Annotated in this window: 5 protein-coding genes; all 5 read left to right on the forward strand. The window is 39.5% G+C overall.

Annotation, left to right across the window (positions count from 1 at the left end; genetic code table 11):
• The first annotated feature begins 141 nt into the window (after positions 1–141).
• The 5 genes from ACESQI_RS17145 to ACESQI_RS17165 all read left to right on the forward strand — a co-directional run bounded on the left by ACESQI_RS17145 (position 142) and on the right by ACESQI_RS17165 (position 13232).
• Positions 142–1923 (forward strand): T9SS type A sorting domain-containing protein, encoded by a 1782-nt coding sequence (locus ACESQI_RS17145; RefSeq protein ID WP_122201817.1) that lies wholly within the window; start codon positions 142–144, stop codon positions 1921–1923.
• Between the two features lie 130 nt (positions 1924–2053).
• A complete protein-coding gene (locus ACESQI_RS17150) occupies positions 2054–6304 on the forward strand; it encodes an FG-GAP-like repeat-containing protein (RefSeq protein WP_373126605.1) in 4251 nt (1416 codons plus the stop codon).
• 337 nt (positions 6305–6641) lie between these two features.
• Positions 6642–8750: a hypothetical protein gene (locus tag ACESQI_RS17155; protein ID WP_256143530.1), complete on the forward strand. Its 2109-nt coding sequence runs from the start codon at positions 6642–6644 to the stop codon at positions 8748–8750.
• 28 nt (positions 8751–8778) lie between these two features.
• The gene (locus tag ACESQI_RS17160; protein ID WP_122201814.1) at positions 8779–10086 is read left to right on the forward strand and encodes an IPT/TIG domain-containing protein; all 1308 of its coding nucleotides are present in this window, start codon (positions 8779–8781) and stop codon (positions 10084–10086) included.
• A 26-nt stretch (positions 10087–10112) separates the two neighbouring features.
• Positions 10113–13232, forward strand: a complete 3120-nt coding sequence (locus ACESQI_RS17165; RefSeq protein ID WP_122201813.1) for a TonB-dependent receptor — start codon at positions 10113–10115, stop codon at positions 13230–13232.
• Positions 13233–13241: the final 9 nt, after the last annotated feature.

The following is a 13241-nucleotide window of genomic DNA, read 5'->3' on the forward strand; positions in this document are numbered from 1 at the left end:
CTGTTTTTGGTAAACAATTAAAATGGAGTCTGTTTTTAGCAAACCCCCAAGTATGTAACTATGAAGGCTTCTGGAAAATTAAGAGTCGGAGTAGTTGTTATCTTGGGTCATAAATAAATGTTTAATTTAAATTATTTTACAATGAAAAAAAACACATTACTTATTGGGGCTTTAGCTCTTTTTGCAACAGGTCCTGTACTGGCTCAGGATTTAGTGATCGAAACAATGAAAGGGAATGAGAACATTGAGCTGGTTCAAGATGCTATCTTTGATATTGTTTATGGCAATGTTGGGCAGACAAGCAATATGACCATTGTTGGTTTGGGAGAGGTTGATTTTGGGGCAGATGGAAATGCCTATAAAGCTACTGGAGTAGAATTTGCACAGGGATGGGGCGATTTTGGAGTTGAGAGATATGTAGTTCTCAGTGCTGGAGAAACATCGGAAACGGCTGTCCCATTTACAGAAATGTTGGTAGATAGAACATATGGTTACCATTGTTTTGAAATGTTTGCATACAACATGAAAGAAAGCGAAGATTTTGAACGCCCAATTGGTAAGCAGAAGGTTTGGTTGACTTTCCGTTTGGGGAATGGAAATCTACGTTCTGTGAAGTTTTATCAGGAGGCCTTTGCGGAAGCAGACGAAGGTGTTCAGCCATGGCCAAGTGAATTGCCTGAGTATAAAGAAAATGCTACCATTATTGGCGCTTCTGAATTTGTAAGAGCTGTAGCTATACCGGAAGATCCGGATGTAGTAGATCCTTATAAAGATACTAAATATGATGGGAATAGTGATTGTTGGGGTGGTGTAAGAGAAGGCTTTATCGCTAAGTCTACTGAAAAAGTAGATTTTGGGAATGGAGAATTTCAACAATTAGTTGCTTTTATCGGGCATGATGGTGAAAGATACAGAGAATATATGGAGTTCTATATTGATGAGGTAAAACCTGAAAATATGATTGCAAGAACCTGGTCGGGTATTAATTTGCAAAAATGGAACGACTTTACTCCAATCGCTACTCAGTTGAAAAAAGTAACAGGTTCTCATTATTTGTTTGTAAAATGGGGTGATGCTACTAATCTTCATAGAATAGATTTACTGAAAGAGCCGGTTTGGTTTGAGAATCCACAATGTGGTATTGTTTTTGAAAACGTACTACCTTCTGAGGATGCCGTGGTATATGTAACTAAAGGAACCGGTGAATCAGGTGGTGATCCAGCAGTAGGTGAGATGGAATGGAAAGTAGTAGTTGCGGGTAGTGCTAATGCCCGTGGTGAAGGTAACAATATTGGTTATACTTCCAATGGGGTTGTGGTATGTTATTATGATGTTGATTTCAAAGATGGTGAATACAAAAGGGTAATCATTAATCACTCCTGTGATAAGAATTGGTTAGGCACGATTGATGAGGCTAACTTCTCTCTCTATACAGATTTGGATGATATAAAATGGGGTTACATAACAAATACGGAAGAGTTGAATGCGGCACTTGCCGATCATGAACCAATTGCCAAAGTCAGAGCCCAAGGAACGGGGGCATGGAGTATAAAAGAGGGTACTGCCGGACTTCTGAAAGAGGTTAAAGGAGTACAAAACCTATATATTGTTTATAACTTACCTCAAAGTGCCGGAGCTAATATTTATGGACTGTACCTGGATCCGAATGTAGGTGAAACGACAGGTATTAAATCAGTAACATCCATTAAAGGGCTGGATATATACTCTGTAAACGAGGAGGTTATTGTGAATTCTGCAGAAGAGGTAAATATAGCTATCTATACAGTAAATGGTGTACAAATAGCTAATAAGAGACTACCGGCCGGTATTACTACGATCAGAAACTTTGCTTCTGGCTTGTACATATTGAAAGCTGTCAACAAACAGGGTGCTGTGAAAAGTACTAAATTGTTAGTGAAGTAAGATAAATCATAATTTAACTATCATGAGGGTGCCACGTATACGGATATGATATGGACACCCTCATTTTTTTTCTGATAATATGAAAATAAGAAAAATACAAAAATACTTCATTCTTGGACTGTTCTGTGCCATGAATGCTTTGACTGTAAATGCTCAGGGATGGCAAATGAAAAAAGCTCCCATGATGACTCCATGGAGTGAAACAATTGATGTCAATAACGTACTGCCCGAATATCCAAGACCTCAAATGGTAAGAAAAGAGTGGATGAACTTAAATGGTGTCTGGGATTTACGAAAAGGTGTAAAAGGAGAAAGTTACGATCCGAATTTTACTTTCGATCAAAAAATATTAGTTCCTTTCCCGATAGAATCCGCTCTTTCCGGAATTATGGAAGAAAGTGATAGCCAATGTTATTGGTATAAACGTACTTTGAAGATTCCCGAAACGATGAAAGGGAGAGATATACTGCTTCATTTTGATGCGGTGGACTGGGAAACAATTGTATATATAAATGGTGTCAAAGTAGGAAGACATACCGGTGGGTACGATCCGTTCTATTTTGATATCACTTCGGCACTTAAGGGAAAGGAAGAACACGAACTGGTTGTTTATACATACGATAATACCGGAGGTGAAGGACAACCTAAAGGTAAGCAGGCTCTAAACAAATGGGGATGTTGGTATACTCCGGTGAGTGGTATCTGGCAGACGGTATGGCTGGAACCGGTGGATCCGGTCCATATAGAAGCTCTTATGATACGACCGGATGTGGATAACTCCTGTTTGAAGGTTAGAGTGAATGCCTCTCTGACTACCGGCGTATCTGTAAATATCAACCTATTGGATAAAGCAGGTGATAAAGTCGCTGCTATAGCAGGTGGTAAAGTGGGCCGGATATTGACATTACCTATTGAGAATCCTCATTTATGGTCAGTGGATGACCCTTATCTTTATGATCTTGACATAACTATTATAAAAGATGGTGTTCAGACCGATGCGGTAAGCAGTTATTGTGGTATGCGTAAAATAGAAGTCAAAAAGGTAGGCGAAACTCCTCGTATCTTTCTTAATGGAGAACAGATTTTTCAGATGGGACCACTTGATCAAGGCTGGTGGCCCGATGGTTTATATACCGCTCCAAGTGACGAAGCACTCTTGTTTGATATAAAAGCCATGAAGTCTTTAGGCTTTAACATGATTAGAAAGCATATAAAGGTGGAACCCGCCCGTTGGTATATGCATTGTGACCGGGAAGGGATTCTGGTGTGGCAGGATCTGCCCAGTCCTAATCTGCCTTCCGGACACGAAGATTTTGCTAAGAAGACATTTCAAGAGGAGTCGGTAAGGATTATTGAGGCCTTTAGAAATCACCCCAGTATTATCCAATGGATTGTATTTAATGAAGGATGGGGGCAATTTGATACAGAAAGAATGACTCAAATTGTACAAGGTGTGGTTGGCCAAACTCTTGTTTGTTGTGCCAGTGGTTGGAATGATGCTGACATAGGAGATATCAAAGACTCTCATAGTTATCCGGACCCTTCTTGTCCGCTTGACCGAAACCGTGCAGCAGTTTGTGGTGAGTATGGTGGCATTACCTTGAAAGTACAAGGACATGTTTGGCCGGGAGGTGATTTCCAGTATACTACTGTAGAAACCGGAGGTGATTTTACTGTTTTATTCAATCGTTTAGCTGATAAAATAAAGGACTATTATTATTATGGATTGAATGCGGCTGTATATACGCAATTATCCGATGTTGAAATTGAGAGAAACGGAATATTGACTTATGATCGTCGTGTTCTGAAGCCTTATTCTGCTACCGGGGAGTTGAAAGCAAAAATCGAAGAGTGTATTAACATGCCTCGGAGCGGAGTGAAAGTACAAACTATCATTTCCACGTCTCAAGAACATAAATATAAATGGAGATACACAACATCTGATGATGTACCTCGCAGATGGTTTGCCAAAGAGTTGGACGACCGTGCATGGGCACAGGGAGAAGCTGCTTTTGGAAGAAGTGCTTTATGGAACACGAAAGATTTGATCTCAACTCCCTGGAATACTTCTCAGATTTATATGCGCCGTTGGTTCTATCTGGGTACAATTACTCCGGAAATGGTAGAAAATATGCGTTTCAAGCTTTATCATGATGACGATATCCATATTTATATCAACGGTGTGTGGGCAGCATCGAAGAAAGGTTCTGTCTCCAATTATATTCCTTTCGATATTTCTTATGAAGCCCGGCAGACGTTGAGACCGAACAGCTGGAACTTAATTGCTGTGGAAGGCAAACAGGGAAGTGGAGAGCAAATTATGGATTTGGGTATTTCTGTTTTCTCTACGGAAGATTTTAACTATAAGGAAATATATGATGATTTGTCCGATCCGGAATATTCAGAAGTCACTATACCCGGTAATCCGGTTGATCCCATTTTTACCAAAGTGAGTAGACCTGTTCCTGCAGAACCTATAGGCAATTCCATAATCAAAGGGCAGTTTTATCATACAGCGGACCGTTCGAATGTAGCGTGGGGAGATTATGACAATGATGGTTATTTGGAGATTGCTTATTCCGGACAAAATGTACACATTAAAAAAACTTCAGCTCAACAGGTTTCTGTATTATACGATTATGACGGTAAAGAAGGTTTTGTTCGTCTGGAGAGTCCTTTTGATGTTTGTTATTATGCTTGTCCGGTTTGGTTCGACTATAATAACGATGGTCTGATGGATTTATTTGTTCCCGGTTTGAAGTCAATGAATTATACGAATAATCTCGAAGATATAGCTGCATTCTTATATGAGAATAAAGGAAAGGGGCAAGACGGAAAATATCTGTTTGAAGAGGTAAATGCAGCTAATCTGACAGAAAATAAGATGGGGATTACTCCGATCTATAACACAATGGACGGAGGACGGTCGCGCCAATGGGTCTCAGTGGGAGATTACGATAAGGACGGTTATCTGGATTTGGTAATAACAGGTCTGGATGACTATCTGGACCCCGATGGCAAGGTAGATGAGAACGGAATTCCTACTGTACACCATGACCGGCGTGTTGTTTATCTTTATAAAAACAACAAAGGGAAGGGATTTATCAGACAAGAAACTCCGCTGGACGGAACGAAACCTTTCCTGGGATTGTCAAGAGGCTCTGTACATTTTGGAGATATGGATAATGATGGTTGGTTGGATATCGTATCTTCCGGTTATGGTCCAGATGAGGGTAATTTGCATGTTTATTGGAATAATGGGGATGGTACTTTCTCTGAGAATGAACAATACCTGTATGGTGCCAATGATTCTTCTTGCTCGTTGTGTGATTTAGATGCCGATGGATATATGGATATTGTAGTGACGGGTTATTCCCGCAATAAAGGTTCGGGGGCAAAGTCTTTTTATGTATACCGAAATTGTGGAAATCGTAATTTTGAAATGCTGAACGATCTTTTCTGTGGATTTGAAGGTGTAGACGGAGCGACTCCTTCCTTTGGAGATGTAAATCACGATGGCTTGCCCGATATCTTGATAGGCGGTCATGGAGAAAAACACGACATCACCACTTGGCTTTATTTAAATAGGGGTGATTTTGACTTTAAGGCTTGCGGGGCTTATTATAATACAGACCAGACATGGACTTTCGACCGTATTAGTCACGGCAATAATCATTTGGTGGATTATGATAATGACGGATATCTTGATGCCTGGAATATGGGATGGGCACAGGAAAGTGTTTGTAGCCGTAGTTGTGCTACTCAACTTTGGAAGAATTCTTCTTCAACAGCGAGCGTGGCTGCTAATGAGCCACCTTCTGCTCCGTCCAACCTGAAGAGTGCTTATAATAAAGAGACAGGTATGCTTACTTTCTCTTGGGATGCTCCTGCTGATGATGTAACTCCTTCAGTAGCCTTGCAGTATAATATTTATGTAAAGAGAGCCGGATCAAAAGAGTATTTTATGACAGTTCCTGCCGATTTACAAACGGGATTTATCAAAGTAGGTGAAATCTCGGGGCAGATTACGGCTACCTCTTATTCAATGTATATCGCAGATGAAGATGCAGAGTATGAATGGGGAGTACAAGCTATTGATAATGGAAAAAGAGGAGGAAGGTTTGCTTTTTCTTCTTTTAATCCGTTGACTAGTAGCGTGTGTGAGAATGCACTTCTTGATTTATGTGTGTATACAGCTAATGGTAATATTTATTATAGCGTAGGAGATAAAACTCTTCTTGAAATTATAAATACATCCGGTGTACAAATTTTGCGAACGATAGTAAATGGCAACGGGGCATATAGTGGCTTAGAGAAAGGGGTATATCTGGTATCTGGTATTATAGGGAAATTATCAAGGACTTTTAAACTCGCCTTATAAAGCTTTTAGTTAATGATGCTAATTGATCTATATGTAGCATTATAAATAATACTATTTAAGTCATTGTTAATATGCTTTTTTACAGTGGCTTAAATAGTATTTTAATTCACTGTTAAAATGGATTGTTAGAAATGTGGATTTAAATTGTTAACGGGAACTATTATTGATGTATTCGTTTCATAAAGTAATATAGATGTTGTAGAGGGTTTCTTTGAGCGTGTGTTTGGGACGAAGTTTATATTTTTTGCGTGTATTTTGCAATTTTGAGAAACATGAACCGCCTATCTTTGACTTAACAAAACGGAACGATTGTTAATTTTAAATTCAACTTATATCTATGAATAATTTAAAATGTCTATTTAAGTATTCGCTTTCTATTTTATTTATCCAGATGGCTTTTTGGGGGAACGCTTATGCAGGTATTAAAGAAAAAACTACTATTGGAAAATGGAGTATTAATTTAGACAAAGAAACCAGGCAGGTGAACTTGTTGAAGAATGGCGTACCTATTCTGAATGGTGTGTCTGTCAGATTTAATAATTCTTCTGTTTATTATAATAGTTCTGAATATACAAATGTGACTGTTGCAGAAGAAAATGTAGTAGATGTAATAGGCTCAGCTCGTAAATTCGTTATACAATATAAGAAAGAGGGTACTCCTACAGTAGATCAGATTTTTTATGTATATCCCGAAGAAGACTTCTTCATGACCGAAGTTTATCTTACTTCTGTTACTGGAAAAAAGCTTTCCACCAATTATATTGCACCGCTTTATACTACTTCCGACAATCAATTCTTACCCCAGAGTGCTAATAATCGTTTGCTGTTTGTCCCTTTTGATAATGATGGCTTTATAACATATGGCTCTTTGCCGTTGTCTCAGTCTAAATCAACAGATGCAGTACATTCTCCCGGGCCATTAGCTCGCGATACAATCTCTTTTGAAGTTACTTCTATATTTAATGGAGATACGCAGGCTGGGCTGGTTCTTGGTTCAGTAGAACATGATACGTGGAAGTCGGCTATCCGAATGACCGGATCACGTAATAATCGGAGTATTACTAAATTAGAATGTTATAGTGGAGCAAGTCACTCTGCTACACGGGATGAAAAACCGCATGGCTATCTGAAGGACACAACGGTGAAATCAGCTAAAATGTTCGTTGGTTTTTTTAATGACTGGCGTTTTGGAATGGAGAAGTTCGGAGAAACGAATGCGGCTATTATTCCGAAACGTGAGTGGACCAAAGGTACTCCTTTTGGATGGAACAGTTGGGGAGGAATGAGTACGCATGTTAATTATGAGGGCGTTCTTTCCGCATCCGATTTTGTGAAAAAGCATTTACAGGGTAAAGGTGGTTTTGGTGCGGATGGAGTTGTGTTTGTAGGCTTGGACTCTTACTGGGACAATCTGAATTGGGAACAACTCGAAGATTTTGCCCGGCATTGTGTTGCTAATGGGCAGATACCGGGAATTTATTGGACGCCATTCAATGACTGGTTTCCCGACAATGAACGGGATATTGAAGGCAATAATGGTTACAAGTATAGTCAGTCTCATCTGAAAGTGAATGGGCAGAAACGGAAACTGTATGGTGCCGGTTGCATGGATCCTACAGCTCCGGCTACGTTGTCGAGGATTAACTTTTTCATTGATAAGTTCAAGGCTGCCGGTTTTAAGTATCTCAAACTCGATTTTTTGACTGCTGGTATGGTGGAAGCCGATAAGTATTACAATAAAGACATTACCACCGGCACACAAGCTTTCAATTACGGAATGAAGCATCTGCGCGAGCGCTGCGGTGATGATATGTTTATCGTAGAATCTATTGCTCCTCTTTTCCCGTATCAATATGCCAATGCCCGGCGTGTGAGTTGTGATGCCTGGGGTGAAATGTGGCATACCAATTATATGATGAACAGTTTGTCTTTTGGTTGGTGGCTGGATCGGGTATATGCTTATAATGATCCGGATCATCTGGTAATGGGCGATCGTAGTGAGGCAGAAAATATGTCTCGTATTACTACGGGAGCTGTAACCGGCTATTTTATGATTGGAGATAATCTGACTACAAAGGGGAGTTATGTAGGAACGGAAATATCACAAGAAAAGGTGAAAACTTATGCTGTGAATGAACGCGTGAACGCAGTGGTTCGCTTGGGGAGATCTTTTAGACCGGCATATGGACATAAAGTGTCTGGCTCTAACCGTTCGGTCGATCTGTTTACTTTAGAAACTGAAGATGCCTATTATATTGCTTATTTCAATTATGATGAAGGAGTAAAAGAGGGGGAGTTAACTTTAAATGATCTTGGGATTGATCCGGAAACAATATCCGGAGGTATTGAATGCTGGTCAGGAAACAGCGTAAAAGTGAAAGAGGGAAGACTGTCTTATAACCTACCCAAACACCAAGCTGAAATATATCATTTGTATAAAAAGTGAATGGTTTTAAGTACTAAAAAATAATAATATGAAAAAGAGTAGTAAAATTAATTTTTTCACTTCCCTGTTAATGTGTTTCTTCCTGACAGGGTTCTCTTCATGTAAAGATGATGAGAACAAAAAGAAGGAATATGATCCCAATCAACCGATCATATTAACGGATTATTACCCGAAAGAGGGAGGGATTGCGACTCAAATGATCATTAGTGGTGAGAATTTTGGCACTGATGTAAGTAAAATCAAAGTGTATTTTAATGAAGCAAAAGCGGCTGTAATTCAAAGTACAGGTGATAAGTTGTATGTAATCACTCCGCGTAAACCGGGGGAAGATTGCGTGATTACAGTTTCTGTTGGCGGTGATAAAGCGGTATTTGAAGAACATTTTACTTATCACATCCAAACAACTGTAACTACCCTTTGTGGGGTAAAAGGGGCTCCGGGTGTACAAACAGGTAACATGGCTGAGACTCAATTCCCGTATGTAACTTATCTGGCGATTGATGTGGATCATAACTTATTTGTTTGTTGTCGCGAAATAAACAACTATTATGATCAAAATAAAGTGGTGTTAGTGAATGAACGGGAAGATAAAAGTCAAATTTTAATTCCGAATACAGGGGCTCCTCTCAATCAACCTTGTATATCCGAAGATGGTAAAACTGCATTTATTCCAACAGATAATGGAAATGATTATTGGGAACTTTCATCGGATAATATGTGGATTCCGCGTAAATTGACTTTGCGTAAGTCTGCGGAAGACTTCTCTATTGATTATAAACACTCTTTTTCCATGTGTAAGTATGATGGATTTATGTATACACGTGCTAAAAACGGAACACTATTGAAGTTTGATCCGAAAACTGGTTATGCCCAAGTGGTAGCTACTGGATTGATGAATGGTAGTGATTCTTATATTTTGTTTAGTCCTCAACAAGGGGAAGAACATATTCTATATTTGGCTTATACGAATGCACATTGTATTTATACCTATAATCTTAAAACAGGTGCACATAAATTATTTGCCGGAATGGTCAATACGCCAGGATATGCCGATGGTCCTTGTGAGTATGCTCTGTTTGATACACCTCGTCAAATTATATTAACAGCAGAGAACGATTTATTTCTGGCCGATTCGAATAATCATGTGATAAGAAAAATAACACAAGATGGAGTGGTAAGTACAGTAATCGGACAGGCAGGCATGACTGGGAATCAAGATGGTACTCCGGAGGTTGCCTTGTTTAATGAGCCCTTTGGTGTAGCGGTAGATACTGATGGAACAATCTATATTGGTGATTCTAAAAATCAGAGTATACGTCGTCTTGCTATAGAATAGAAATTGAGATTTTATAAGATAATAGTATGAAGAAATATATATTTTTATTATTCTTGTTGTGTAGCTATATAACTGCATTTGCACAACAAAAAAGTACGTTTTCGGTGTCTGGAGTAGTATACGATGATTTGGATATGCCGGTTCCGGGAGCTAATGTTTACGTTAAAAATTCTCCGGGAGTGGGCACTATCACAGACATTGATGGTAAGTTCTCTTTGAAAGCTCAAAAGAATGATGTTATAGCCATTTCCTTCTTAGGTTATAAACAGGAAGAGTATTTGGTCACCAAGCAGGAAAGTAATGTTGTAATTAAATTAAAACAAGATTCACAAGTACTGGAAGAGACGGTCATTGTGGGGATGGGGACACAACGTAAAGCCAGTGTAGTAGGTGCTATTACGAATGTAGATATAGCAGATATACAGACTCCGGCAACTAATATCAACAATATGTTGGGAGGACGTATTCCGGGAATTATTTCATTACAACGCAGTGGTGAACCTGGGAAAAATATCTCAGAGTTTTGGATTCGAGGTATTGGTACGTTTGGTGCTAACAGCAGTGCTCTCGTATTAATAGACGGTTTGGAAGGTAACTTGAGTGAAATTGACCCGTCGGATGTTGAAAGTTTTTCTATATTGAAAGATGCCTCCGCGACAGCTGTATATGGAGTTCGTGGAGCAAATGGAGTTGTATTGGTGACTACCAAAAGAGGTACGGCTGATAAATTACAAATCACAGGACGTGCCAATCTGACTATTTCTCACATGGTAAACATGCCGGAGTATTTGGGAGCTTATGAGTATGCAAAATTGGCAAATGAGGCGCTTGCTGTTCGAGGAAATCCGATTGCATATTCGGATATGGCATTGGATCTGATCAAATATCAGCTTGATCCGGATTTATATCCGGATGTGAATTGGCAAGATGAAGTTCTGAATCGTAATGCCTTGCAACAGACTTATTATGTAAATGCGAAAGGTGGAGGTAGTTTGGCACGCTACTATTTAAGCTTGGGTATGTCCAATGAGTCTTCTGCTTATAAGCAGGAGAAGTCATCGAAATATTCAACGGCAGTAGGGTATCGTACGTACAACTATCGTGTCAATTTGGATATCAATCTTACCAAGACAACCACTGTTTATTTTGGCTCAGACGGATTTCTTTCCGAAAAGTCCGAACCGGGTAATGCAAATACAGATAATTTGTGGGCTACACAGCGGAACTTAACTCCGCTGACTATTCCAAAAGTCTATTCAACCGGGCAATTGCCTGCTTATGGAGCAGATAATGCGTACTCTCCCTATGTGATGTTGAATTATACAGGAATGAGCAATATACGGCATTTTCGCGGAAAATCTACCGTGGAATTGAAGCAAGACTTTTCAATGATAACGAAAGGGTTGAGTGGCAGGGTACAGGTTGCTTATGATACAGAGGTGAATCTGAAAGAACAGCGTGAAGTACTTCCTGAGATGTTTTATGCAGCGGGACGCCATTATACAGGTAAGCTCGGTCTATTTTCAAGTGTAGAGAGTAAACCTGTCACCTATAAACATCCTGAAGATATGCAATTCTATAAAGTACATTTCGAATCGATGCTGAATTACGAAAGGACTTTTGCAGAATATCATCGTCTGACCGGACTGCTGTACTATTACATGAGTAGTGAACAGAAGATAGATAAGGATCTTAATGATAAAGATCCGAGTTTGCAAAGTATGTATGCTATTCCAATCCGTTATCAGGGCCTTTCAGGGCGTATTACTTACGGACTTCGTGACACTTATTTCTTAGATTTGAATTTCGGCTATACGGGTTCAGCTAATTTTGCCAAGGAAAATCGATTTGGGTTCTTTCCCGCTATGGCTGCTGGATGGGTTCCTACCGGATATGAATGGGTACGTGAGAAGATGCCGTGGTTAGATTTCTTAAAGATTCGCGGATCTTACGGTATGGTAGGTAATGATCGTTTAACGAATACTCGTTTTCCTTATTTGACACTTATGAAGTCAGGTGGTGGCGGAGGTTGGGGGAGTTCCAACGGATTTATTACAGAGGAAGTAATCGGAGCTGATAATTTGAAATGGGAAGTTGCTAAGAAAGTGGATATTGGCGTTGAAGCTAAATTGTTTGGCGAACGTTTGAACTTTGTGGTAGATATTTTCCGAGATAAACGCGATGGTATTTATCAGGAACGTCAACTGATCCCGGAATATGCCGGTTTGCAGAAAATGCCGTATGGTAATGTCGGAAAAATGGTAAGCTATGGATCAGATGGTAATATCTCATTTACACAGAGAATCAATAAAGACATGTCGTTTACATTGCGTGGAAACTTTACTTATTCTGCCAATGAAGTACAAAACTGGGAACAGGCTGTACAGAAATATGGCTATAAGGATAAAGCAGGCTATGTGAATAATGCATATCGCGGATATATTGCTTTAGGACTTTTTCGAGATGAAGCAGATATTGCCGCCAGTCCCAAGCAAACTTTTGGCGATTATTTACCGGGTGATATCAAATATAAAGACGTGAATGGTGATGGTCAAATTACGGATGACGACCAGGTGCCTTTATCCTATCCGAACTATCCGCGTTTGATGTACGGATTTGGTGGGGAATTTGTCTATAAAAACTTAACCTTAGGTGTCTTATTCAAAGGTACCGGTAATACTGATTATTATTTTGTAGACGATAATGGATATTGGGATAAAGGGAAAAATGGTGAAGGTTACATTCCTTTCTATGGTGGAAAGACCGGTAATGTACTGAAAATTGTAGCCGATCAAAGAAACCGTTGGACCCCGGCTTCTTATTCCGGTGATCCTTCAACGGAGAATCCGAATGCAAAATTCCCTCGCCTTAGCTATGGTAGTAATAAGAACAACACCCAGTTCTCCACATTCTGGCATGCTAATTCACGTTATTTGAGATTGCAGGAAGTGAGTGTAAACTATAACTTGGCTGCCGGTAAATTGTTGAAATATTTGGGAGTACGTTCTCTTGATTTACAATTTGTTGCGTCTGATTTATGTATTTGGAGTCCGATGAAACTGTGGGATGCTGAACAGGCCGATCATAATGGTGGTGCATATCCTATTCCGCAGCGCTTTGCTTTCCAGATGTATGTAAATTTTTAAGTAATGTTT

The organism is Bacteroides sp. HPS0048, assembly GCF_964240755.1.
Taxonomy (GTDB): Bacteria; Bacteroidota; Bacteroidia; order Bacteroidales; family Bacteroidaceae; genus Bacteroides; species Bacteroides nordii.

Bases quoted from the DNA above. Each gene is read 5' to 3' on its own strand.
- ACESQI_RS17145 (WP_122201817.1), top strand. From the start codon at position 142: ATGAAAAAAAACACATTACTTATTGGGGCTTTAGCTCTTTTTGCAACA.
- ACESQI_RS17150 (WP_373126605.1), top strand. From the start codon at position 2,054: ATGAATGCTTTGACTGTAAATGCTCAGGGATGGCAAATGAAAAAAGCT.
- ACESQI_RS17155 (WP_256143530.1), top strand. From the start codon at position 6,642: ATGAATAATTTAAAATGTCTATTTAAGTATTCGCTTTCTATTTTATTT.
- ACESQI_RS17160 (WP_122201814.1), top strand. From the start codon at position 8,779: ATGAAAAAGAGTAGTAAAATTAATTTTTTCACTTCCCTGTTAATGTGT.
- ACESQI_RS17165 (WP_122201813.1), top strand. From the start codon at position 10,113: ATGAAGAAATATATATTTTTATTATTCTTGTTGTGTAGCTATATAACT.